The sequence below is a fragment of the Synechococcus sp. WH 8016 genome, from assembly GCF_000230675.1.
Lineage (GTDB): Bacteria > Cyanobacteriota > Cyanobacteriia > PCC-6307 > Cyanobiaceae > Synechococcus_C.
Genome location: NZ_AGIK01000004.1, coordinates 110,982 through 134,152 on the forward strand (window position 1 = coordinate 110,982; position 23,171 = coordinate 134,152).

The 23,171-nt window shown below is 53.7% G+C and carries 28 protein-coding genes; 12 read left to right on the plus strand and 16 right to left on the minus strand.

The features are described 5' to 3' along the window. Window positions 1–43: 43 nt before the first annotated feature. A complete protein-coding gene (locus SYN8016DRAFT_RS10560) occupies window positions 44–412 on the plus strand; it encodes a hypothetical protein (RefSeq protein WP_006854389.1) in 369 nt (122 codons plus the stop codon). Here SYN8016DRAFT_RS10560 and SYN8016DRAFT_RS10565 read toward each other — a convergent pair. Then, on the minus strand, window positions 401–1,339 hold the full coding sequence (locus tag SYN8016DRAFT_RS10565; protein WP_006854390.1) for an aspartoacylase: 939 nt from the start codon (window positions 1,337–1,339) through the stop codon (window positions 401–403). The genes SYN8016DRAFT_RS10560 and SYN8016DRAFT_RS10565 overlap by 12 nt on opposite strands. A gap of 55 nt (window positions 1,340–1,394) precedes the next feature. Here SYN8016DRAFT_RS10565 and SYN8016DRAFT_RS10570 point away from each other — a divergent pair, with 55 nt between their 5' ends. The 4 genes from SYN8016DRAFT_RS10570 (at window position 1,395) to SYN8016DRAFT_RS10585 (ending at window position 5,327) form a co-directional block, all read left to right on the plus strand. Beyond that, window positions 1,395–2,387, plus strand: a complete 993-nt coding sequence (locus SYN8016DRAFT_RS10570; RefSeq protein ID WP_006854391.1) for a glutathione S-transferase C-terminal domain-containing protein — start codon at window positions 1,395–1,397, stop codon at window positions 2,385–2,387. Further along, window positions 2,384–3,046 (plus strand): DUF2301 domain-containing membrane protein, encoded by a 663-nt coding sequence (locus tag SYN8016DRAFT_RS10575; RefSeq protein WP_006854392.1) that lies wholly within the window; start codon window positions 2,384–2,386, stop codon window positions 3,044–3,046. The genes SYN8016DRAFT_RS10570 and SYN8016DRAFT_RS10575 overlap by 4 nt, the downstream gene beginning before the upstream one ends. Beyond that, window positions 3,043–4,962, plus strand: coding sequence for an ABC-F family ATP-binding cassette domain-containing protein (locus SYN8016DRAFT_RS10580; RefSeq protein WP_006854393.1), 1,920 nt, complete (start codon window positions 3,043–3,045; stop codon window positions 4,960–4,962). The genes SYN8016DRAFT_RS10575 and SYN8016DRAFT_RS10580 overlap by 4 nt, the downstream gene beginning before the upstream one ends. 146 nt (window positions 4,963–5,108) lie before the next feature. Further along, complete coding sequence (locus SYN8016DRAFT_RS10585) at window positions 5,109–5,327, plus strand: CP12 domain-containing protein (RefSeq protein ID WP_038014473.1); 219 nt, start codon at window positions 5,109–5,111, stop codon at window positions 5,325–5,327. A gap of 77 nt (window positions 5,328–5,404) precedes the next feature. On the opposite strand, the gene cgtA is transcribed toward SYN8016DRAFT_RS10585, so the two are convergent. Beyond that, complete coding sequence (gene cgtA / locus SYN8016DRAFT_RS10590) at window positions 5,405–6,394, minus strand: Obg family GTPase CgtA (RefSeq protein ID WP_038014476.1); 990 nt, start codon at window positions 6,392–6,394, stop codon at window positions 5,405–5,407. 60 nt (window positions 6,395–6,454) lie between these two features. Here cgtA and SYN8016DRAFT_RS10595 point away from each other — a divergent pair, with 60 nt between their 5' ends. Further along, window positions 6,455–7,687: an ABC transporter ATP-binding protein gene (locus tag SYN8016DRAFT_RS10595; RefSeq protein ID WP_038014606.1), complete on the plus strand. Its 1,233-nt coding sequence runs from the start codon at window positions 6,455–6,457 to the stop codon at window positions 7,685–7,687. A 9-nt stretch (window positions 7,688–7,696) separates the two neighbouring features. On the opposite strand, the gene SYN8016DRAFT_RS10600 is transcribed toward SYN8016DRAFT_RS10595, so the two are convergent. From SYN8016DRAFT_RS10600 to SYN8016DRAFT_RS10615, 4 genes are all read right to left on the minus strand, one after another. Further along, entirely contained in the window at window positions 7,697–10,114 is a 2,418-nt protein-coding gene (locus SYN8016DRAFT_RS10600) for an endonuclease MutS2 (RefSeq protein WP_006854397.1), read from the minus strand. Further along, window positions 10,114–10,515, minus strand: coding sequence for a VOC family protein (locus tag SYN8016DRAFT_RS10605; protein ID WP_006854398.1), 402 nt, complete (start codon window positions 10,513–10,515; stop codon window positions 10,114–10,116). The genes SYN8016DRAFT_RS10600 and SYN8016DRAFT_RS10605 overlap by 1 nt, the downstream gene beginning before the upstream one ends. A gap of 90 nt (window positions 10,516–10,605) precedes the next feature. Continuing rightward, the gene (gene hemB, locus SYN8016DRAFT_RS10610; protein ID WP_006854399.1) at window positions 10,606–11,607 is read right to left on the minus strand and encodes a porphobilinogen synthase; all 1,002 of its coding nucleotides are present in this window, start codon (window positions 11,605–11,607) and stop codon (window positions 10,606–10,608) included. Between the two features lie 42 nt (window positions 11,608–11,649). Further along, window positions 11,650–12,630, minus strand: coding sequence for a DnaJ C-terminal domain-containing protein (locus SYN8016DRAFT_RS10615; protein ID WP_006854400.1), 981 nt, complete (start codon window positions 12,628–12,630; stop codon window positions 11,650–11,652). A 115-nt stretch (window positions 12,631–12,745) separates the two neighbouring features. On the opposite strand from SYN8016DRAFT_RS10615, the gene SYN8016DRAFT_RS10620 reads away from it, so the two are divergent. Then, entirely contained in the window at window positions 12,746–13,114 is a 369-nt protein-coding gene (locus SYN8016DRAFT_RS10620; RefSeq protein ID WP_006854401.1) for a hypothetical protein, read from the plus strand. Window positions 13,115–13,117: 3 nt separating this feature from the next. Then, complete coding sequence (locus tag SYN8016DRAFT_RS10625) at window positions 13,118–14,764, plus strand: SulP family inorganic anion transporter (protein ID WP_006854402.1); 1,647 nt, start codon at window positions 13,118–13,120, stop codon at window positions 14,762–14,764. A 457-nt stretch (window positions 14,765–15,221) separates the two neighbouring features. Here the strand turns inward: SYN8016DRAFT_RS10625 and SYN8016DRAFT_RS10630 are convergent, their stop codons facing one another. The 5 genes from SYN8016DRAFT_RS10630 to SYN8016DRAFT_RS10650 all read right to left on the minus strand — a co-directional run bounded on the left by SYN8016DRAFT_RS10630 (window position 15,222) and on the right by SYN8016DRAFT_RS10650 (window position 17,656). Then, window positions 15,222–15,404 (minus strand): hypothetical protein, encoded by a 183-nt coding sequence (locus tag SYN8016DRAFT_RS10630; protein WP_006854404.1) that lies wholly within the window; start codon window positions 15,402–15,404, stop codon window positions 15,222–15,224. Window positions 15,405–15,605: 201 nt separating this feature from the next. Then, a complete protein-coding gene (locus tag SYN8016DRAFT_RS10635) occupies window positions 15,606–15,878 on the minus strand; it encodes a DUF1651 domain-containing protein (RefSeq protein ID WP_006854405.1) in 273 nt (90 codons plus the stop codon). A 137-nt stretch (window positions 15,879–16,015) separates the two neighbouring features. Continuing rightward, window positions 16,016–16,504 (minus strand): L,D-transpeptidase, encoded by a 489-nt coding sequence (locus SYN8016DRAFT_RS10640; protein WP_006854406.1) that lies wholly within the window; start codon window positions 16,502–16,504, stop codon window positions 16,016–16,018. Between the two features lie 87 nt (window positions 16,505–16,591). Further along, window positions 16,592–16,909, minus strand: coding sequence for a hypothetical protein (locus tag SYN8016DRAFT_RS10645; RefSeq protein WP_038014479.1), 318 nt, complete (start codon window positions 16,907–16,909; stop codon window positions 16,592–16,594). 486 nt (window positions 16,910–17,395) lie between these two features. Next, on the minus strand, window positions 17,396–17,656 hold the full coding sequence (locus tag SYN8016DRAFT_RS10650) for a hypothetical protein (protein ID WP_038014482.1): 261 nt from the start codon (window positions 17,654–17,656) through the stop codon (window positions 17,396–17,398). Window positions 17,657–17,828: 172 nt separating this feature from the next. On the opposite strand from SYN8016DRAFT_RS10650, the gene SYN8016DRAFT_RS10655 reads away from it, so the two are divergent. Next, window positions 17,829–18,224 carry a hypothetical protein gene (locus SYN8016DRAFT_RS10655; protein WP_006854409.1) on the plus strand — a complete coding sequence of 132 codons (396 nt, stop codon included), beginning with the start codon at window positions 17,829–17,831 and terminating at the stop codon, window positions 18,222–18,224. A 38-nt stretch (window positions 18,225–18,262) separates the two neighbouring features. Here the strand turns inward: SYN8016DRAFT_RS10655 and SYN8016DRAFT_RS10660 are convergent, their stop codons facing one another. The 3 genes from SYN8016DRAFT_RS10660 to SYN8016DRAFT_RS10670 form a co-directional block, all read right to left on the minus strand. Beyond that, window positions 18,263–18,586 carry a sulfiredoxin gene (locus tag SYN8016DRAFT_RS10660; protein WP_244279082.1) on the minus strand — a complete coding sequence of 108 codons (324 nt, stop codon included), beginning with the start codon at window positions 18,584–18,586 and terminating at the stop codon, window positions 18,263–18,265. Beyond that, entirely contained in the window at window positions 18,567–18,803 is a 237-nt protein-coding gene (locus tag SYN8016DRAFT_RS10665; protein ID WP_006854411.1) for a hypothetical protein, read from the minus strand. Before SYN8016DRAFT_RS10665 ends, SYN8016DRAFT_RS10660 begins: the two co-directional genes overlap by 20 nt. A gap of 193 nt (window positions 18,804–18,996) precedes the next feature. Beyond that, the gene (locus SYN8016DRAFT_RS10670) at window positions 18,997–19,338 is read right to left on the minus strand and encodes a hypothetical protein (protein WP_006854412.1); all 342 of its coding nucleotides are present in this window, start codon (window positions 19,336–19,338) and stop codon (window positions 18,997–18,999) included. Between the two features lie 186 nt (window positions 19,339–19,524). On the opposite strand from SYN8016DRAFT_RS10670, the gene SYN8016DRAFT_RS10675 reads away from it, so the two are divergent. After that, window positions 19,525–19,797, plus strand: a complete 273-nt coding sequence (locus SYN8016DRAFT_RS10675; RefSeq protein WP_006854413.1) for a DUF3764 family protein — start codon at window positions 19,525–19,527, stop codon at window positions 19,795–19,797. A gap of 978 nt (window positions 19,798–20,775) precedes the next feature. On the opposite strand, the gene SYN8016DRAFT_RS10680 is transcribed toward SYN8016DRAFT_RS10675, so the two are convergent. Beyond that, the gene (locus tag SYN8016DRAFT_RS10680; protein ID WP_141561483.1) at window positions 20,776–21,003 is read right to left on the minus strand and encodes a hypothetical protein; all 228 of its coding nucleotides are present in this window, start codon (window positions 21,001–21,003) and stop codon (window positions 20,776–20,778) included. 63 nt (window positions 21,004–21,066) lie between these two features. Between SYN8016DRAFT_RS10680 and SYN8016DRAFT_RS15575 the strand changes: the two genes are divergently transcribed. Then, window positions 21,067–21,249, plus strand: a complete 183-nt coding sequence (locus tag SYN8016DRAFT_RS15575; RefSeq protein ID WP_173362181.1) for a hypothetical protein — start codon at window positions 21,067–21,069, stop codon at window positions 21,247–21,249. Beyond that, the gene (locus SYN8016DRAFT_RS10685; RefSeq protein WP_006854415.1) at window positions 21,194–21,952 is read left to right on the plus strand and encodes a MauE/DoxX family redox-associated membrane protein; all 759 of its coding nucleotides are present in this window, start codon (window positions 21,194–21,196) and stop codon (window positions 21,950–21,952) included. The genes SYN8016DRAFT_RS15575 and SYN8016DRAFT_RS10685 overlap by 56 nt, the downstream gene beginning before the upstream one ends. Window positions 21,953–22,144: 192 nt before the next feature. On the opposite strand, the gene SYN8016DRAFT_RS10690 is transcribed toward SYN8016DRAFT_RS10685, so the two are convergent. Further along, window positions 22,145–22,999 (minus strand): bile acid:sodium symporter family protein, encoded by an 855-nt coding sequence (locus tag SYN8016DRAFT_RS10690; RefSeq protein WP_006854416.1) that lies wholly within the window; start codon window positions 22,997–22,999, stop codon window positions 22,145–22,147. Window positions 23,000–23,171: the final 172 nt, after the last annotated feature.

The following is a 23,171-nucleotide window of genomic DNA, read 5'->3' on the forward strand; positions in this document are numbered from 1 at the left end:
CGGGGCACCATGATTCCGATGTAGGTGCACTATCTGGTTCTGCATGAATCTCCGTACCCTCTCGGCCATGGCCGTCATCACCGGTGCAAGCGTGATGGGCGCAACCCCCGGGCTTGCTCAAGACCCCATTCCAGCGTCGCAAGTGAGAGCGATCAACTTGGCCCGCAACACCGCCGTTGCCGAAAATGGTGGTCTCACCGTTTATCGCCCTCAGCCCTGCATGTTTCAAACCAGCACAGGAGGAGGAGATTGCCTGGTCAATCAGGACGCCAACGGATACACCTTTCAATTTCTGGGAGGCGTCCCAGGCTGGCCTGAAAACGGCAGTTCACCCACCACGGAAACGGAGATCCAGATTGCTCCAGATGGGCGCAGCGTGAACGAAGTTCTCTACAACGGATCACCCCGCTGATAGCTGCGCTTGAAAGGCCTCTGTCCATTCAAAAGATAGAGGCCAGCACTCTCTGTGGGTGAGGCTCAAGGCAATGGCTTTCTCTGCATAGGCCGCCTCATTAATAAAGAGTGGAACCAGTCCATCCGCTCCCTCATAGGGAACACAGCTGCCATCAGCCTTCTGAAAGAGCGGATCGCCGCCACACATGGGCTGCCAGTCCGAACCTTGTCGCTGAGGGTGGAGGAAGGCGTCTGGGGAACCGGATGGGGAGCGTGGGAGATCAAGACTCCCCAGATGGCGATGCACCACCAATTGCTTGGGATAGCGGGCTCGTCCGGCCAGCGCATCAGAGCAAGCCTCAAAGACGGCCTCGAGAGCCAGGCGCGTTTGCGTCAAGATTTTGTGATGACGCACCATCTGGGGGACGGGCCCCACTTCAATCACCAGGCCACAGGGCCAGCTCTCCACCAGAAATCCCTGCTGAGCCTGGTCTGCTTCATGGAGATACACCGGTAAGCCCAACCGCCCTTGAACAAGGGCGGCCAACGCCAAATCAGCAGGACGACGCCCATAGACCACCAGAGAGCTTCCCATCGCAGAGGTGGTGCTGTGGAGATCAATCACCAAACCACAGGCCTCGATGCCTTCAAGGCCGTAACGGCTCACCAGGTCAAAGGCACGCTGAACTTCGCGATCCACCTGGAACGGTGGATTCCGCTCTGAGCCAGCCTGCCGAAGAAGATCAGGCTGGAAGGAGCGATTGAGATCACGATCGAGGTAACGACAACCCTTTGCATAAGCATCGGGATTGCCAATCACCGGGATCACCTCGCATCCATGGGTCTGAATGAACTGGGGCTGCTGCTGCCACTGTTCCAGCAGCCAGGGAGCATTGATTTCATTCCCATGGGTTCCAGCCACGACAAGCACACGAGGGCTTGGCATCAACTCTCAGCAGCCATCAACAATCTGATGGAAGATACGTGCAAATGGAACAAAGATGGCGATCCATCCACTGATTGTGCGCGGCGCTCGCCAAGGATGGCGCTGGCAATGGCTTCGCTTGATGGGAGGGCTAGGCCCTGCCGATCAAGGTGGACACTATCGGCGCCCTGACAGCACACCGATGCAAACCCTCGTCTTAGAGGAGCAGGAGCTTGAGGCGAGAAACAGCAAGACAAAACCCCACCTGATCGTTGGCCGCAGTTGCCCATGGGCCCATCGTGTCTGGCTGGTTTTTCAACTGAGAGGACTCAGCGCAAGCATCAACCTGTTGAAGGCCGATGCCAATCACGACGAAGGACGTTGGCGACTGGAGCCAACCTGGCTCAGCTGCGACAGCCTTCTTGATCTTTACAAGCTGTGCGGAGCACCTCCCAGCTACCGAGCCACGGTGCCGGTCCTGGTCGATCCAGGTGCAAGCCCATCCGATCAGCCCCGATTGCTGGGGAATGACAGCACCCCCTTGAGCGCTGCACTGTGTTCGTGGCCAGCAGAGGCAACGGCACGCGATCTCGCCCCCAGCGAATTGCAACCTGCGATTGCGTCATGGCAGGAATTGATCCAACCCTCGATCAACGACGGCGTCTATCGCTGTGGATTTGCACGAAACCAAGGCGCCTTTGACCAAGCCAGCCAAGCCCTGTTCTCAGCTTTGGACCAAGTGGAGAAGAGCTTGCAAGCCCAAGGGCCATGGCTCTGCGGCGAGCAAATCACGCTGGCAGATGTGCGTCTTTTCCCCACATTGATCCGCTGGGAAATGGTCTACGCGCCCCTATTCGGTTGTAGCGCCAAGCCGCTATGGATGTTTCCAGCACTTTGGAGTTGGCGTCAACGCTTTTTTGCACTTCCTGGGGTCGGTGAGAGTTGCGACAGCCAAGGGTGGAAGCAGGATTATTTCGGAGCACTGTTTCCCTTAAACCCCAGCGGAATTGTTCCAAATAGCCCTGAGCTGAGCAGACTGATTGGGGCGGGAGTGGCACAACCGGAATGACAACCAACAGCAAGACAAGAGCAGAACAATCGGAACCAAGCTTTGAGGGAATGTATGGCCCCTATTGCATCACCCTTCAGGATCAGCGAGAGGTTCAGCTCTACCGAATCTGCTTGCTGGTGTGTGGATTGAGCTTCAGTGCAGGCCTCGGACAATGGATCCTCGTAGGGCCGCAGCTGGCGCCCCTATGGCTGTTGCCCCTTGCCGTATCACTTGGCCTGGCCTTGCGCTGGATTCACATCTATTTGCGCCCTCTCCACCAAGCCCTTCAATTGTTTTGGGCTGCTGGATGCATCGGCTGGCTGGTCTTAGCCATCCAGGCCGGTCCATCGGACATTTTCAACGCACTCGAAAGCCAGCGTCTTTGGACCCTGGCGATTGGCCCCCTCTTTGCAGCCCTGGCCGGCATCGGCTTCAAGGAGTTCTTTTGCTTCAGACGGCCAGAAGCCATCGGACTCACCCTGCTTCTGCCCGTTGCCCTGCTCGGTCACTTGAGTGGCCTGATTGCAGGGCCAACAGCCATCAGCATGATGGCGATTTCCTCCGCTCTTCTGGTGCTTCTTGCCTTGCGCAAATTTGGAATGGAAGCCGCCGCAGATGTAGGCGATAAGAGCGTATTTGCTTATCTGGAAGATCTGCGTAGGGCCGAGAGCACGTGAGCCTGATCAGTCTGATCGATGCATCCAAAGACTTCGGCATCCGCACGCTGTTTGCTGAACTAACCCTGCACATTCGAGAGGGTGATCGCCTGGGACTAATTGGCCCCAATGGGTCAGGGAAGTCGACCTTGCTGAAAGTGCTGGCCGGAGAGGAACCGCTTGGGGGAGGGGAACGACGCTGCTCGTCGCGGTTGAGAGTTGAGCTCGTGGGGCAAGAGAGCACCGTGGACCCAGGCCTCACCGTTCTGGAACAGGTGTTGGCAGGGTGCGGAGAGAAACGAGACTTGCTGCTGCGTTTCAGCGAACTCAGCGAAGCTGTTGCCGACAATCCAGACAACTCCGAGCTCCTAGCCGAGCTGGGGGTCCTGAGTCAAAGGATGGACGAATCCGAGGCGTGGAGCCTCGAACAACAGTGCCAGGAAGTGCTGCAACGGCTTGGGATCGCAGATCTACACAGCCCTGTGGAGGCTCTTTCCGGTGGTTATCGCAAACGCGTTGGACTGGCATCGGCCCTTGTGGCTTGTCCTGATGTCCTGCTTCTCGATGAGCCGACCAACCACCTCGATGCCGCAGCGGTGGAGTGGTTGCAAAGCTGGCTAGATCGCTACCCAGGAGCGGTCGTCCTCGTCACGCACGACCGCTATGTGCTGGATCGTGTGACCCGCAGGATCGTGGAGGTGGAGCTGGGGGAAGCGCGAAGTATTGACGGCAATTACAGCGCTTACTTACAGCGAAAAGCCGAGCAAAATCAGGCCGATGCCGCTGCTGCTGCGAAATTTAAAAGCGTGCTCCGACGCGAATTGGCTTGGTTGCGACAGGGACCCAAGGCCCGTAGCACCAAACAAAAAGCGCGGCTGCAGCGGATCGACGAAATGCAGACCGCGCCGACGAAACAGAGCCGCGCTCAGCTAGAGATGGCCAGCGTGAGTCGTCGGATCGGAAAAGTCGCGATCGAGGCGGACCAGCTTTCCGTCTCGGCGGATGGCAGCAAGGACGGGCCGTTTTTGCTCTCAGACTTCAGTTACAGCTTCAGCCCAGAAGATCGTGTCGGAATCATTGGCCCCAACGGCAGTGGCAAATCAACCCTGCTGGACCTCATTGCAGGACGTCGTCAGCCGACCTGCGGGTCCCTCCAGATTGGAGAGACCGTTCATCTCGGCTATCTCGACCAACACACCGATGTCTTGAGCGATGGGAAAGGCTTGGAGCGCAAGGTGATCGACTTTGTTGAAGAAGCAGCCTCAACAATCGACCTTGGCCATGAACAGCTCAGTGCCTCCCAGCTCTTGGAACGGTTCCTCTTTCCACCAGCCCAACAACACAGTCCCCTCAGCAAACTCTCTGGTGGAGAACGACGGCGCTTAAGTCTTTGCCGGATGTTGATTCAGGCACCCAATGTGTTGCTGCTCGACGAGCCAACCAACGACTTGGATGTCCAGACCCTGAGTGTGCTCGAAGACCTCCTCGAAGACTTCCGTGGCTGTGTCGTGGTCGTATCACACGATCGCTACTTTCTGGACCGCACCGTCGACCGTCTTTTCTGTTTTGAAAACGGGCGCTTGCAGCGTTTTGAAGGGAACTACAGCGAATTTCTTGATCACCGCCGTGATCTGGAGAAAGCGCAAAGCGAAGCGCTGGCAGCACAGGAAACAGCTCAACGCGCAGCAAAATCAACCTCTAAACGGGTCTCTCATCAAGACAACAAGCCGAAACGGCGCAGCTTTAAAGAATCGAAGGAGTTGGAGCGCCTGGACAGCGACCTTCCCGCCCTGGAGATCAGAAAACAGGAGCTGGAGGAGGCCATTGCTAGCGGCAGGGGCGATCTCAGCTCTTTGAGCTTAGAGCTGGCCACGTTGTTGGACTCGCTTCATGCCAGTGAGGAGCGCTGGCTGGAGCTCAGTGAACTCGAGCCATAAGCGCCCGCACCAACAAGTCCTTCCTCCATTTGAGGGAGGACAAACGTGTTGTTACGGATACCATTTCGCCTACAGCACTGGTGGATTTAGAGGAAACCGGTCGTAAAATATTTGTATTGCAACTGGCTTCACGAGCAGCCGATTCCATGAAATCCATCGACGAGCACATCAAGAAAGATCAAACAGAAATTGAAGCCGCTCGTGCTTCAGGCGATGAAGCAAAGGTGCGTCACCTGACGACAGAGCTGCAATCTCTTGAGGAATACAAAGAGCACAACCCTGAGGACAAGCACGATCCCACCTCACTTGAGCTTTATTGCGATGCAAACCCAGATGCCGATGAATGCCGCGTCTACGACGACTGAGTCGAACCAGCGTTCATTGGTCATGAACCTGCCCCCCAGGGCAGGTTTTTTTATGCCTTTCGATCCAGCCGCCAGCCCTAGATCCCCAATTCGCTCCAAACACGATCCAACAGCTGATTCAGTCCGCGACTCATCGCCGCCGAAATCAGCAGCGGTGTGCTCCCGCTGGCATCCGTGAGAGCGGAAACGATCGCATCTAGATCTTCTTCCTGAATCAGTTCCTGCTTATTAATGACCAGGATTCTGGGGCGCTCCACCAACCCATGCCCATAGGCCTCTAGCTCCTTTTCAACAACGCGTAGATCCAACAAAGGATCCTCGGCGCCGCCATCCACCAGGTGAATGAGCAGCCGGGTGCGCTCGATATGACGAAGAAAATCGTGGCCCAACCCCGCGCCCTGCGCAGCACCAGCGATCAAACCCGGAATATCCGCAAACACGGTGCCGTCGCCTGTCGGGCGGCGCACGACCCCAAGATTCGGGATCAGCGTTGTGAACGGGTAGTCGGCAATTTTTGGTCGCGCGGCAGATAGAACACTGATCAAGGTGCTTTTCCCCGCATTTGGGAGCCCAATAATCCCCACCTCTGCAAGCAGCTTGAGCTCCAGCTGCAAAGGCCATTCTTCGCCGTCGCGACCCTCCGTACATTTTTCTGGAGCACGGTTGCGATTGCTGAGGTAATGGGCATTGCCCAGTCCTCCCCGCCCACCAAACGCCACGGTGAGGCGTTCTCCATGGGTGGTGAGATCGCCAAGCACGATGCCCGTACTCAGATGACGAACTTCGGTGCCACAGGGCACTTTGATCACCAAGGGCGGACCTGAAGCTCCAGTGCAGCGATTGGGGCCTCCCCGTCGCCCATCGATCCCAGCGAACAATCGCTTGTATTTGAAATCCAAAAGGGTTTGCAGGTTGGAATCGGCCTCCAACACCACATCCGAGCCCTGGCCTCCATCACCACCGGAGGGGCCTCCCGCTGGAACATATTTTTCTCGACGGAAGGCCACGATGCCATCGCCACCACGGCCACCCCGCACGGAAATGCGCGCTTGGTCGATGAACTGCACAGCAAGCCTCAGTTGGGGCCAATTCCCAACCCTAGGATCGAAGAGTACGAGGACAAGAGCTTGGCCGGGGTTCGCTTTGAAGCACTCAGCAAGAACTATCCGGCCCGCGGGGGGGGCAAGCCTGTTGAGGTGATTCGCGATCTCTCCCTCAGCATCGCTGACGGCGAATTTCTAGTGCTCGTTGGTCCCTCAGGTTGTGGCAAAAGCACGCTTTTGCGACTCATGGCAGGACTGGAATCCCCGAGCTCAGGCGAGATCCTGGTGGGGGACCAACCCGTGTCTGGCCTGAGGCCAGCCAAGCGCAATGTGGCGATGGTGTTCCAAAGCTATGCGCTTTACCCCCATCTGAGCGTCCGCGACAACTTGGCTTTCGGCCTGAGGAGAAGCCAACAGCGCACGAGCTGGCAACAGCTCCAGGACCAACTTCACCGCAACACACGCCGTCTCCCTTCTCCGCTGAGAGTCCCTTCGCATCGAGAGCAACAGCTTGAGAAGCGCATCCAGGATGTGGCGCAATCTCTGGAATTGGATCAGCTCCTCGATCGTCGACCGAAAGAACTGTCTGGCGGACAAAAACAACGGGTGGCCCTAGGCAGGGCCATGGCCCGCAAACCAGAGGTCTTCCTGATGGATGAACCACTGAGCAATCTCGACGCCAAATTGCGCGGGAGCACGCGGGCGCGGATCGTTGACCTCCAGCGCCAACTCGGGACCACCACCATCTACGTCACCCATGACCAGGTGGAAGCGATGACGATGGGCCACCGCATCGCCGTGCTCAACCAAGGACATCTGCAGCAATTAGGCACTCCGATGGAGCTGTACCGCTGGCCTTCCAACTTGTTTGTCGCCCAGTTCATCGGCAGCCCGCCGATGAACGTGCTCCCCGTGCATGTTGGCTCTGGCGGCACACTGATGCTCGAGGACAGGCGCCTCAACGTGGAGGGACCGATCAGGACCCTGCTTCAGACCCTCGAAGGCCAACAATTGAGCGGAGGAATTCGTCCAGAACAACTCCATGTCGCACCAGCCACCAACCGAAACCTGCCAGCTGAGGTGAGTCACAGTGAGGTTTTAGGGAACGAACAACTGCTCACCTGCCGGTTGCTGGATGGCGACCACTTGGTGCAAGTCAGAGCCGATCCAAGCCTGAACGTTTCGATTGGAGGGTCCATTCATTTAGAAGCCGATCCGGATGGCTGGCGGCTATTTGATGAGGCTGGAGACGCCATCGCTCTCCCAACCCCACCACCAGCCGATACCGATGAGCCTCAACTCCCCCCGCTGAGCTGAGCTCAGCGATCAGCGCACCCAAACAACGCTGCAACCTGGACCACCATCTCCCTGATCGGCATCACCAACCCGTTCCACGTACGGGAGCGAATCGAGCCACTGACGCAAACCGCGCTTGAGGCGACCAGTCCCGATCCCGTGGATCACCCAAACCGGACCATTCGCACCACGGAGGAGCTCTTCCACAGCAGCTTCCGCTTCATGCACTCTCTGGCCGCGAACATCCACGGTGTTCCGCGAGGTACGCACCTGAGAGCCACCGACTCCTCGGCGCGCTTTCACCTGAACCACAGGTTTCTCAGGGGGTGCAGCTCGGCGGCCATCCAAGCTTTCCACCGCTTGAAGATCCACCATGCTGCGCATCACACCACAGCGCACACTCAGCTGCTGACCATCGTCTGACACCTCAAGCACCTCAGCCGCTTTATCGAGGGCAAGCAGGCGAATGCGCTCGCCCACAGAGGGGCGCCATTCAGGATGATGGCGACGCTCTGGAACGGAGCGATGGTTGGATTCAAGCTTGCGCAGCCTCTGACCGGCGCGGCGAGCGGTTTCACCATCCGCTTTCTGATCCCGCAGCCGACGAATCAGATGACGCACCTCTTTTTGACCATCGCGAATGGAGCTCTCCAAACGCTGACGTCCCAACTCCTGCTGCTGAGCTGAGTTTTTGCGTTGCTGCTCCCAACGCTGAAGGAGCTCCTCATGCAGCAATTCGGTGCGAGCCAAAAGTGCCGCCGCATCTTCAGCCGCGGCCTGTTGGCGTTGCCTCTGCTCTTCTAGGCCGCGAATCACAGCGTTGACATCACCATCGCCACTGGGCTTCAGCAATTGCCTGGCTTGTTCAATCACATCGCTGTCAAACCCGAGACGCGTAGCAATCGCTAAGGCATTGCTCCGTCCTGGAATCCCCCAAAGCAGCTGGTATGTCGGCGAAAGGGTATCGCTATCAAAGGCCACGGAGGCATTTTCAAAGCGTGAATCGCTGTATTTGAGAGCTTTGAGCTCGCCAAAGTGAGTGGTCGCGATGGTGAGCCGGGCGCAATTGGCCAAATTGCGCAGCAACGCAATCGCCAGGGCTGTGCCTTCACTCGGATCCGTGCCGGCTCCCACCTCATCCAGCAGCACCAATGCGGGAGAGGGTCCAGAGGCGATGGATTGAAGGATGCTGCCGATTCTTTTTACATGACCGCTAAACGTGGACAAACTTTGCTGAAGCGACTGCTCGTCGCCGATGTCGGCAAGAACCTGTGCACACCAAGGCAGTGAGGGACTTCCTTTGCAGGGAATCCACATACCGGCTCTGGCCATCAAAGCCGCCAAGCCAATGCTCTTCAAGGTCACTGTTTTGCCACCGGTGTTGGGTCCTGTGATGGCCACAACACGCAACTGCTCCGACACCTCAACGCTCACGGGCACCACAGGGGCGCCCCCCTCCTTGCGCTGCTGCCAAACCAGCAGTGGATGGCGGAGCTCGAGAATTTGAAAGGGGGCATCAGGTTGAGCGTCAAGCCGGGGTGGGACGGCACCAAGCCACTGTCCATACCGCCCTCTCGCCAAGGCCAGATCGAGCTTCAACAACACGGCCATCAAACGAGCGATCGCATCGTTTTGCTCGGCAACGGCAGCGCTGAGCTCCGCCAAGACCCGACGCTCCTCTTCTCTGATCCGACCATCGAGAGCGGCAAGACGATTGCCAAGACCGATCACCGTCTTCGGTTCAACGAAAACAGTGTTTCCAGACGAAGAGCTGTCGTGAACCATTCCTGGACATTGGGAGGCGGCACCAGCCTTCACCGCCAACACCGGTCGACCATGGCGTTCCGCAATGACGGCGTCTTGCAACAGGGATGTCCAGCGCCGCAGAACCGCCTGCAAACGATCACGCCGCTCCTGCCGAGCGACCTGCCATTGGAGGCGCAACTCTTCCAACGATTCACTCGCTCGATTCGCAACGCGCCCACCCTCTTCCAAGGCAAATTTCAACCGCTGCTCAAGCTCCGGAAGCGTCGCCACGTTTTCCAGCAGAGCCGAACAGTCAGGCCTTAAGTCAGGGTCATCGATCTGACGGCGAAGACGTCGGGCGGCTGCAAGGGTGTGAGCCACAGACAACAACTCCTCTCCTGACGCTGTTCCGCCTTTGCAGCAGCGAAGCAAGACCATCTCGAGGTCAGACACCCCTTGAAAACTCAATCCGCCATCGAGGAGCCCATCCAGGCTTGCGAGCTCGATACTTCTGGCTTGATAGGTCAGCGTGGTTTCCAGGTCAGCGGGAAGCTGACCCTTCAAGCAGTGTTGGCGCCCTTGTGGAGTGTTGGCAAACGTTGAAAAGTGCTGGCACAACCTGGGCCACTCCAACAACTCCAATGTCTCTTCCAAGATCGAGACCGGAGGAGGCAGCGAGGTGGTGCGGGGTTCAGATGTCATCAAGAGAGACCCGCCGATGCCTCCACCTGGTTGGAGGGGATACCACCGGGAGGTTCGTACAGCATCTCGAGCCAGTTCCCATCTGGGTCCCGGAAGTAAAACGAAGCCGTTCCATCTCTGTGGTCATGCACAGCGCCAACGCTGACCCCAGAGGCTTTTAAGTGGTCGTGGACCACATCAACCTCGGCCCGATCGCGAAAGTGAAAGGCAAAATGCGGCCCTGCCGCTTTGTAGCTGGGTCCAAGGAGGGCTAACCCATCTCGACTGTCTCCCGCCTCGAGATAACACCAGTCATCCGCCTTCCAAACCAAGCGCATGCCGAGATCACAGTAAAAAGCGATCGCACGTGACAGATCCTGCACACGGATGGCAACGTGGCCGAGGCGCTTTACCGCTGGCATAGGTGCAGTGAAAGAAGACGGTCATTCTGGTCTGTCAATCGCCATCTGTGAGGGACTCCATGACCGAGACCGTCTACGGCATCGCCATCTTCAGCACGTCCGAAGCCACTCGGCAGCATCACAGGCGTGATAGGTGAGGATTAAATCGGCACCTGCTCGCTTGAAGCTCAGCAAGGTCTCCAGAACCACAGCACGTTCATCAATCCAGCCACGTTCGGCGGCCGCTTTCACCATGGAGTATTCGCCACTGACGTTGTAAGCCGCGATTGGAAGCTCTGACTCATCCCGAAGACGGCAGATGATGTCTAGATACGCCAAGCCTGGCTTCACCATCATGATGTCGGCACCTTCTTGTTCATCAAGCTGAGCCTCCGTGATGGCCTCGCGCGCATTGGCCGGATCCATCTGATAGGTGTCTTTGTTTTTAGGGATCACCTTTTCAGTGGTCGCGCGAGGAGCCGAATCCAGCGCCTCGCGGAAGGGGCCGTAATAGGCGGACGAATACTTTGCGGTGTAGCTGATGATGCCGACGTGCTCGAAGCCCGCGTCATCAAGGGCTTCACGAATGGCGCCAACGCGTCCATCCATCATGTCGCTGGGTCCAATCAGGTCGGCCCCTGCCTCCGCCTGCATCACCGCTTGTTTGCACAGCTGGTCGATGGTTTCATCGTTCAGCACGATGCCTTCTGGGCTCACAATCCCGTCGTGGCCATCACAGGAGTAAGGATCAAGGGCCACGTCGGTCATGATCGCCATCTCGGGGACATCCCTCTTGAGCTGACGAATCGCCCTGGGGATCAAACCGTTGGCATTGAAACTTTCTGAACCGTCTTCACTTTTGAGGCCTTCCGCCACCTTCGGGAAGAGAACCACACAACGAATCCCCAGATCCCAGGCTCGCTGAACCTCCGCACTCAAACGATCGAGACTCCAGCGATAGGCACCTGGCATCGCACCGATCGGCTCAACTTCCGCCCCTTCGTGCACAAACAGCGGATAGATAAAATCAGCTGGAAGCAATTGGTTTTCGCGCACCATGGCCCGTAGGGCCGGAGAGCGACGCAAACGGCGCGGGCGATAGGTGATCTCCATTAATGCGGTCGGACGACAGATGGGGAAATCGTAAATCCCGCCTTAAAGGCTGGCGTTCTGAATCCACTGTTGCCGGAGGTTTCCGTCTCGGCTGCTCTGAAACTGTTCCAGAAGCTGACGCTGTTCGTCTGACCACTGCTTAGGCCACTGAAGGGAAAGGGTAAGCAACAGATCTCCACGACCAGACTTCCCTGGCCAGCCTTTTCCGCGCAAACGAAGGCTTTTTCCAGGCGCCGTGCCAGGGGGAATGGTGACGTCTGCCTCGCCATCGGGGGTCATGACCTTGACCGTTCCACCAAGGGCGAGTTCATCGAAAGCAACGGGCAATTCAGCGCGCAACTGATCGCCATCCAGCGTCCAGATCGAATGGGGTTGAACCTCAATCACCAAATAGAGATCCCCTCGACGCCCCGTGCCCGGTTGAACATTTCCCTTGCCCTTAAGCCGAAGCTTCGAACCACTTTTCACCCCAGCTGGGATCCGCACCTGAACCCGTTCATCGTTCACAGACAAGGTGCGCTCCCCCCCTCGAAACGCCTCCGAAAAAGTCACCTTGACCGTTGCTTCCGCATCAAGGTTGAGAGCGGCTCTCGATCCACCGCGGGGGAAACCGCCGCCAGGGAAACCACCCCCAGGGAAACCGCCTCCATAACCAGCCGGACCAGAGCCAGCTCCAACCCCACCACCGAAGCGGCCCAGGAGGTCATTAATGAAGTCGTCAAAGTTGCCGTAGCGTCCAAAGTCAACGTCAACTCCGGCGGGGCCTGAGCCACCACCAGGCATGCCTGCCTGGTTCCAATATTGGCCAAATTGTTCGTAGCGACGACGCTTCTCAGGATCAGAAAGCACCTCATAGGCCTCGCTCACTTCTTTAAAGCGCGCTTCAGCGTCCTGATCATCCGGATTCACATCGGGGTGATATTGACGAGCCAACTTGCGAAAAGCACGCTTCACCGTATCGGCGTCGGCACTGCGTTCCACACCCAGCACTTTGAAGTAATCGCGGTAGCCACTGCCGGCCATGGAATTCATCAACCCTTGGGGCTGCGCATCAGATCCAATCGCCAGTTTCGTCCGTGGATGCGGACCGGAGCAATGGCGGGATGCCCGAACGGCATACCTTTCTTAGATTTGAACCATGGTTGAAATCAACAAGCTTTGGCCAGTGATGGCAGCACTGGCAGCGCTCGTTCTGCCAGTTCCCGTGGCAGCGGCGCCCAATCCATCAGAGCTCGCAGAGCATCTCAAAGAAAGTAAGGCGTTGTACTACGGCTCCTGGCGCTGTCCTGCCTGCATCACCCAAAACCGGATGTTCGGCGATGCAGCCGTCAAACTTCCCTATGTGGAATGCGCGAAACCCAAGGAACTTCCGATTCAGGCGGCAGCCTGTCGAACAGCAGAGATTCGTGCCTATCCCACCTGGATTCTTGAAAACGGAGAGCGCCGAGAAGGCGTTCAAACCCTGGAGCAACTCAAGGTGTGGTCATCCATGCCAGCCCGTCCGTAATCCATGGCGCGTCCAAAACTGGCCTTAGTTCACGGCTTCAGTTGGAGGCACTGGAGAGGCGACTTACTGGGGGGGCTCACCGCAGCCGTCGTGGCCCTTCCCCTAGCCCTTGCATTTGGAAACGCAGCGCTGGGGCCTGGCGGGGCTATTTACGGGTTGTATGGGGCCATCATTACGGGCTTCTTGGCCGCTCTCTTTGGCGGTACCCCTGCACAAGTTTCAGGTCCAACAGGACCGATGAGCGTCACCGTTGCCGGTGTGATTGGAACACTCGCAGCCGTTGGAATCTCTCGGGAGCTTGGAAGCAATGAGCTACTCCCGCTCGTGATGGGAGCCGTCTTAATCGGCGGGCTCATTCAGATTCTGATGGGGGTTTTGCGCCTTGGTCGCTATATCACCCTGGTTCCTTATTCTGTAGTGTCAGGCTTTATGTCTGGCATTGGGGTCATCATTTTATGCCTACAAATCGGACCCTTATTAGGAATTAAAAGTCAGGGCGGAGTCATTGCTTCACTCGGGACAGTCTTTGGCCAATTCACTCCTAACACGGCTGCATTACTGGTTGGGGTGTTGACACTGGCAGTGGTTTTTTTAACCCCAAAAAGGCTCAGCACCTGGGTTCCCTCACCATTGATTGCATTGGTGGTGATCACGCCTCTGTCCATGCTGCTCTTTCAAGACGGAATCCCCAGAATCGGAACCATCCCAGAAGGTGGATTGAATTTCAGCCTGCCTAACCTAAAAGATCACTTACCCGTCTTATTACGCGCAGGACTTGTGCTGGCGGTTCTCGGTGCCATTGACTCCCTTCTGACATCACTTGTGGCCGATAACATCAGCCAAAGTCGTCACCACTCCAACCGGGAGCTGATAGGTCAAGGCATTGCCAATAGCGTTGCTGGACTGTTCAACGGTTTACCTGGTGCCGGGGCAACGATGCGAACGGTCATTAATATCAAATCAGGGGGTCGAACGCCTATCTCAGGGATGGCGCATTCGGTGTTTCTGCTTGTGCTTCTACTGGGTGCAGGCCCGTTAGCCGAGAGCATTCCAGAAGCATTATTGGCAGGAATCCTCATCAAAGTAGGCCTAGACATTATTGACTGGGGATTCCTCTTAAGGGCCCACCGTCTCTCCATCAAAACAGCACTCGTGATGTGGGGCGTTTTGCTGATGACCGTGTTCTGGGATCTGATTGGAGCGGTCCTTGTTGGAATGTTCGTAGCCAACCTTCTAACCATTGAATCAATAACAACGCATCAACTGGAGAGCATGAATTCAGAGGACAGCTCTCAGCTCGACCAAGAAGAGCAGCATCTCCTCAATCGCTGCGGTGACGCACTCATGCTGTTTCGCTTGCAAGGGCCACTGAGCTTTGGAGCCGCGAAAGGAATTAGCGAACGTATGACCCAAATCCGGCAGTACAAAATACTTTTGCTGGACGTCACAGATGTTCCGCACCTTGGAATCACGGCCACCTTGGCCATTGAAAGGATGGTGGAGGAAGCGGAGCACCACGAACGCCAAGTGTTAATTGCCGGTGCCAACGCAAAGGTCAAAGCCCGCCTGAAGCAATTCCGCATTCATGAACTCACAGGAAGCAGAAGAGACGCTCTGGCACACGCAGCTCAGGAACTAGACCCGAACTAAGAGGGCCAAGGCATTCAGCGGCGGTCAGTATTTATACTCGATACAAAGACTGTGTAACCGCGAGCACACAGCCGATGGAAATTGTCTGCAGAATATTCATACTTCTTAAATTTCAATGGAAATCCTCACCGCGCTTGCCATCGCTCCATTCCTAGCCGCGCTTGTCCTAGGAGCCAGAGAGGCCGAGCTCGACGAGCAAAGCAACCGATAAAGGCATTCTCAATCATTTACGTGCAGAATTAAACATCAACCTTTACCCAAATCGATCACAGCAAAATAACATTCATCGATTTAAAACTTTTACATTTTTAGCACTTACAACCATTCACCATAAGTGATCGAATCGCATGTAGTCGAAATCAATCTTTTTTTAAAATATTTATAAAAACAATTGAATAATGAATTAAACCCTCCAAATAATAGACGCTCTACGATCAAAAATCGGCAACACGGAAGATCAAAAGAAAACTTGTCCAGACATCCAATGGCCGTAGGGTCTCGATGAAGCCTCAGCAAACGCCAAAAACATCGTGACGCCAATGCCGAGAAGGGTGATCGAAATGCCACTCATGATGGCGATATCGTACAAAGCGCGTATCTCAGAAGCGCTGCGCCCAGGAAGGGAAGAACGTCGAGCCATTCACCTGAACAACAAACTACAAATTAGTTATGAAGCATCAGAGAGAAGAAAACAGCTTTCATTGATGAAGCTCATCAATTCGTTTCACGGCGCAACATGGCGTGCCCAATGTTGCTGAAAAGGAAAGACTTAGCGCAAAGGAACCGGCTGTATTACAAACTTACGCACCTGGATTCAGCACAGACGATATCAGAGCCTCTTTTATCGAACAGGCGGATAGCAGCGCTGCCAACCCGCCTCACGCATGGTGTCCCAGGTGTCGACGGCCTGATGACGAAGCATCCGACGACGCGATAGGGGGACTGGCGGATAGGGCGGTTTCCACTGAAATGTCCTTAACGCGATCAATTCGCCATCAGCAGAGTTGCCAGCAGACTGGAAATGCACAAGCTGCTGTTGAAGCTCGTTAGAGAGCCAACCCTCACCACCAGGGATGTCTGGCAGGCGTTTTGAGTCCGGTCGGAGACGAGGCATAAGTAAATTATGACAGCCTCAAACCAAAATTGTCAGAATTAATGATGAATAACAGATATTTGTTCTGATTCAGGTGCAAACCAACTGAACCACTAGAAGCGTTTACAAACCAAAAGGAATCGGAGTGGCAAGCCAGCTCAGCGAATCACAATGGGTGTCCCCACCTCAACCTGATTAAAAACTTCAATAACGTCACTATTCAACATTCTGATGCAGCCCAAACTTGCAGCAGCCCGAAGGTGGACCCAGCGTGGCCAAGCCGTTCCATGAACGGCGTAAACCTTTCCATCTGAAGCCGCCTTAAGATAAGGCATAAATCGAACACCCACTGGATCATTAGGCCCAGCAGGGAAAACCTTATGATGAGACTTTGAATAATAAGTAGGATCTTTTACTTTTTTCAGAATGCTATAAACACCGGGAATCGTGGGGGTTTCAGGGGCGCCGATCGCAATTGGATATCTCTTGATAACAGTTCCTGAGTCTTTGAGCCAAAGGTAACGCTCTTTAAGGCTCACCTCAATCTCAATCTCAGCTTTTGCTTCCACTGAAGAGATGCCGGTTAGGGCAATGGAGCCCAAAGAAGCAGCCAAAAATACATTTAAAAGAGACCTTGGCGAAAGCATTGGGCCACACAAAAAAGTTCAAGTATTCTACATCAATTAACAGCTAAAACGCAGCAGACCAGACCAAGAAGCATTGGATAACAAGAATTACGATTCAACCGCTTGATCACCCTCTTCCAAACTCTTAGAATCTTCAATTTCTTTGAGAATTCTTTTATAGATGCTTGCAATCACCACTCCATCAGCATTTCGCAAAACAACAGAGTCGATACCAACAGAGCTTTTGGACAAATCCACCTCATCTTCATGCTTGATTTTCTCTTGAGATATTGCAAATTCGATTGCTGGCTTAAATGAAAATGAACTCGTCATCAAGCAGTTGCGACTGCGACCAAGCTGACAGGCCAACAGAACACTGGCAGCAAATACGGTTTTACTTAAGACAGCAAAGGGCCAGGCCGCCAAGTTAAGCAGCCAAACATCAATCAGAGAGAAGGACAGATGGCCACAGGCTTTTGGTGGATCAAGCTCTCAAGAGATGGCCGTATCAAACCGACTGATTCCAGCTGAATTCCCTGACTCACGGTGGAAGCGTCAAAAATGGGCAGTTATGCCTATCGCCTTAGGGATACTCGGCTCCCTAGAACGATTGAGTGATATTCCCAAGCAATGAAGCTCGATAGTGCAAACGCCCAACCGATGGGAAGCCTGATCCACGATGGAACTCACACACCCTTCCACGCCCTTGCCTGCCCCTTGAATCCCCGCATGGTTCGAATCGGCAAAAAAAGATAATCGGCCGAATCTTGATTGGGGCAATGACTAAAAAAGCAAGACATCAGCATTGCCACCGAACGGCTTGATCGCGCCAGACGCGCTGAGCCAATCAAATCCCCTTAAACAATAAAAAACCCCGTATTAACGGGGTGGATCACAACGATCAGGGCGACGTTAACGCGCCAGAGGAGCCAGCTTCGTAGGCGAAAGATGCGCGGAGGTGTAATCGATGCCCTCTGAATGGGCAGCAAAACAACGCTGAGCATCTTGAAGACGTTGCGCCTTCAGCTCTTTTTCTTTGATCAGGAGGAGGGTGTTCATGGGAACGACCGACAGCGCCTCAAACCCCGTTGCTTGTTTGAGATCGAACTGCGTCCCCTCATGGGGACCAACGTGATCTGAATATAAGGGAAAAGGCAGGGTTAGCAAAGCCATGAACCGAACCTTCAATGGCGTAACAACCGTTCCTTCCTCAAACCCCATAGCTGGGGAGATAAACCCGCCACAGATAGCCACGGACCCATACCAAACGGCGCTCCACTCCCATCACCGCGGGGTTGGCTTGCATCTGTATCCGTGAACACTGAGCAGGCCCCTGAGATACTTGGTGCTGAAGGCGGGAGCAGCTCAAGTGGCAGGAAAGTCTGGCTTCACACAAAGCGAATTTGAAGAAATCAAACGCCTCTACGTGGAAGAGGGAAGAACCTTTTCCCAGATCGCCAAAGTCATCGGCAAAGGTAGCGAAAATTCGGTACGAAATTCTTTGTCAAAAGCGCGTGTCAATCGCGCTTCTACTGGAGAGAGGAAGCTCGAAAGATTTAAATCTGGACAGAAATATGGAAACATCACTCTACTCACAAGGCTCGTAAAGTCCAAAAAGCTTAGATACCATGTAGCGTGTGATTGTGGCTATGAATTCGACATTGATCCATACTTCCTGACACTTCCTGATGACCACAAAAACAGCATCTCACAATGTCAGAGATGCCGAGCAGGAAAGTAAAGATATCAATCCCAACAAGGTATTCCAGTGCTGCTGAATCACATCAAATGGAGACGGAACGTAGCCCGATCTACTTGACGAATATTGGCCTCAATCGTTGTCCGGCCGAGACGCTTATGCGCTGTATACCGATGGCAGCCATTAAATCCATAGAACCTACCCTCAAACTCAATGAGATCGATAGGTTCTTGAAGCCCAATCTCCTTGATGCTTCTGATCAGATCATCAACTTTACTTTCATCAATCACACTCTCATGAGGGCGGTTAATGGATTCAATCGGAACGGCTACTCGCTTTTTCATGATGAAGCAGTTGGTGAGAATGAAGCGATCGGTAGCGCTATCACCGCCGAGATCGAACAAAAGCAAACAAGTTGTTGACCTTTTTGAGCAACTGTTGAAGAAGGCCGGGCTGCTGAGGTCCGCTTGGTCGTTGCAACACCATGGTCTCCAGCTCTGGACCTTCGGATTGAAACCCATCAAAAGCCATCAAGGCTTCGCCAGCCCCTTCCAGGTCATGCTCAAGAATGCGCTGATTGACCTGAGGGCTGTGGTGCGAGCGGTTGCGAATGGAAGACATTCTCTACTCCTGATCTGACTCCTTTCTGTCTGAAAAGCAAGAGAAAAGCAAGTGTAGCGAGATGCTTCTTTAAGTAATCTTTAATCAGCTCACAGAGGAGCTGGATATCCAAATCAGGAGTGAAACCTATCCCAATGGCCGATATGAATCACATGAGAATCATCTGAAGCACATTGATTCATCGATCACCCAATCAAAACTTCCTGGGATAGGGAGTATTACCCGCAAGCTCCACGTTCACTGCCTTGCAAATGTTCATCATTGCCGCAAGCCCAAAATTCACACCCATCGGGCCATCAATGAAATCCTGAAACTGCTCAGAAGTAATGCCCTCACGGACTTCCCAAATACAGAATATGGGACCTTCAGCAGACGTTGGACAAAAGGAATGATTAAAGAATCCAGCCTCTAAGTTTTTGACAACGGCGTCATCCCATCCACCACCAGGAGCCATGGCTGCCTGCGCAGCAGCCCACCAATCCTGGGCTTTTCCATGGCGAAACTCATGCTGGACATGGAAGAAAGTAGAAGCCATACAAAATAATTTTTGAACACTAATCGTACTCAAGCCACTTTTTCAATACAAAGAGGTCAGAGAATTAACACGCAATGCTTTAGCAGCACTTACATGCCATCATCGACAACACCGGAGCGACTGTCACAACGCAAACAAAAAGAGTCAGAGAGAGAGTGCTTAAATCAATGAACAAGTTTTTGCCCCATGGAAACCACCATCTGGACCTTTAGCTTGAGCGTTCCCTTCGCAGAGTGGGCTGCAATTTATGACAGTGAAGATGTAAGCAAAATGCACAAGGCAGTTGGGTTAACGTCACTATTTCGTGGCGTTAGCAAGAGCGATCCATCCAAGATCTGCGCCATTCAGCAAGGACCCGTTGGTGTTGCCCAGAAGATCTTTGATGACAACAAAGAAATGATTCGTGGCAGCGGCCACATTATTGAAAGCACGGTGATTAGCACCTATGCAGAAGAATAGTTGACGAAAGACTTGTGGACAGCGACAAACATGACTTGCGGTATCAACAAGCTCATCACTGCGACTGGACGGCAATAAAAATCCCCGCTTATCGCGGGGGTAATGAATCAAGAGCCTTGGATTAGTGATTCCTCGGCTCAACGTGAATCCTGCAGGCATCTGACTTAGCCAGTTCTGCGTCCGCAGCACAAAGCCGCCTCATAAGATCGTCCTTATCAAATTCAGAAAGCGAGCCATCAGAGGCCCACTTAAGACACGTTCTGCCAAGGCAGTTCTTGGCAGGTTTGCCTCCAGAAGATAGAGCCATAACGCAATTCGCGATGGGAAACTCGCCTAGCTCTCTCGAGCATGCATGGTTCACACCGAGAGTGCTTCAGAGGTGTGAGAGAGCAGCCCACCTGCGGCAGATGTGGGAGTGCCCTTTCATGATTCTTCGCTTCCGACACCTCTGGGAATCCAGAAACCAGGGGTCAAGCCGCATGCTTCAAACGTCAAGACGAAGTGTCGGGCTTTGATGAGCAACTGGGGCGAATGTTCCAGGTGATGGACCTTCTGGCTCCGATTGGAGTGCCCCCCAGCTTGCTATAGCCGGGATGAAGGGCGTGTCCATGGATGGTGAGAAAACTCGTGGAGCAGGTGCTTAAGAGGCCAGGCAGCTTCTTACTTTTGCTGGGGGGGAGTGTTTGCCATGCTTGGCACCTCCGATCTCGATGAAAGTATTCTCCACCCGATGAGCATTTTCTGCATCGGTTTAAACGCGCATTGCCTTCTGAACAGAAACAGCCGAGGATTGCAGAAGCATGCCAAGAACGCAATCACAGCAAAGTTCAAACAAATATCCTTTTAAGAAGCATTCGAGGAAGCAACCATCACGACCTGCTTTAGAAATTTTGCTTACGCAGGTCTAACTCCAACGTGCTTCAGAAAAGCCGAAGCCAAAATCCAACTCAAGTGCGATCCACACTTGTCATGAGTGGCCTACTTGCGGTTCAGGTACTTCCAGCCTGCCCAGATGATCACAGCGAGAACAATCCACCCCAAAAATGCACGCAGGAGCACGACACCAATCAAGAGCACCACTGCCGTGCCAGCGGTATTTTTAACGATGGCCTTGCTGCGATCAGACATGTACTGCCAGCGAGGAATCAGAGCCATGAAGTCACTTAACGACAAAGCCACAGTGCCAGTGGTAGGCGTTTCTGTCACGTTTGAGTAGGAGCAGCGATCACCGGCATCCTCACGAGTGTCTTAAGCAGCTTCGATGCACCTGTGCTGAAGGGTGGCCTCAGGTTGGATGGACATGACGGAGCGATCCGTCTCACAAAAAACTCATCGCCCCTTGCTAAGGCGGGAAGCGGAGTCACCCCGATCAAGCGCAGGGTCAGGAAAGATCGCCATGGCTACCTTCAAGATGATCATCCCCACAGCCATGACCTCTTCATCCAGGCTTAGAGACGTGCACGTTTTTCGGATGTCAATGCCGGAACACGAATGCCCCTGGGGACTGAAAGCGATTGCATTAATGGAGAAGCAAGGGATCAGCTTTGAAGACCATCGATTAACAAGCCGAGAGGAAGTCAACACCTTCAAAGCTCAACATGGCGTTGCCACAACGCCACAGATTTTCAACGGCGATGAACGAATAGGGGGTTATACAGAGTTGGCCGCCATGCTCGGAGAAGAAGCTCAGGGAGCTGAGTATTCCTACATGCCAGTGGTAGCAGTCTTCGGAACTGCACTTCTGATCTCACTGGTTCTGGAAGGCAATGTGATCCAACACTTCATGGGGATTTCCATCTGCACACTGGCAATGCTCAAGCTCATTGATGTGGAGTCCTTCGCGGCCAGTTTCGTGAAATACGACCTGGCCACAAAACGATGGCGCCTATGGGGCAAGCTCTATCCGGGAGTGGAACTACTGATCGGGCTTGGTTTTTTAATGAAACCGCCGCTTCCAATGGCAGGGTGGATCGCACTGATTGTTGGTATCCAGGGAATGATTTCAGTCCTCAAAGCGGTTTACATCGACAAGCTCGCTTTGAACTGCGCCTGCGTTGGAGGGAATAGCAAAACACCCCTAGGAATCATCAGCTTCACTGAATATGCAATGCAGACCCTGATGGGCATCGCTGTCGCCTTCCAATTAGCATTTTAAACTTCTCGAAAAACACATCAATACACAAACAAATCGATAAAAAAAGCAATATGGTCTTGCTATTACAGAAAATATAGCCAGCTTCAAAGCTAGTCTTTAGAAGCAGATGAACGTCAGCAAGTCACTAAAACCAATCATTTCGAGGAATCACTCTTTCTGCCCAATGAAGGCTATTAGCAATGCCAACCTATTTCACAAGCGTCTTCGCCAAAGAACGAAGGGAATGATAGTAACCAACATTAAAACACTATAGACAGCGGATGGGAGACTAAAGCGACTTAAACCACCTTGAACAAGCTCCTCACTGATCAGCGAACCAACAACAATACCTATCGTGCCATTTTGAAACCCAGCCTCTACAGAAAGGGAAGTAATCTGAGATTTCTTTAAACGCAGCAAGTGACCAACAAACAAGCCAACCGCTAGCATGATCACATTAAGCAGCAGCAGAATTGGGCCCAAAACAGGGAGATTTGCGATAAAAACATTCCACTGGCCAATCAATACTCCAATCAACACTGCCACAAACAAACCATTGGATATTTGACTGCTTGGCTGCTCCCAACGAGACGCTTGCATCGGGCTGCATTGGCGAAGCAAAACACCGATCAATACAGGCAATGTTGACAAAGAAAAAACTTTTAAACTTAAAGGGAGTATTGACAACTCAATGCCTTGTTGTGGAACAAGAACGGGTGCTGTAACACTCAACACAAGAGGAAGAGTTACAGCCGTAACAAGACTAGCCAGTGCGGTGTAAGAAATGGAGAGTGCTACATCTCCACGAGAAAGCTTAGTCATAATATTCGACGTTATTCCACCCGGACAGCAACTCAAAATCATGACACCAAGGGCAAAATCACCTTGCAGTCCAAACGCCCATATCAATACAAAAGCAATCGCTGGAAGCAGCAAGAGCTGAGCAAGTGCTCCAGCAATCAAGGCCTTTGGCTGCTGAAATGCGAATCCAAAGTCTTGCGGCGTTAGAGAAAGCCCCAAAGAAAACATAATGAAAGCAAGACTTCCAGTAAGAAAAAGTTCAATCACAATTGGGCCAATTCCAAGCTAGCCGAGAATAATCCATAGACATGCTCCCGCAGCACCAGCCTGCTCAGCATCAATGCTGCGAAAATCAAGAAACTCTAAAAAGCTTTTTCAACCTGATCCTTAATTTGAATAGGGCCAAAATTTGTTACTACTCAGACAGATATTGAATCCA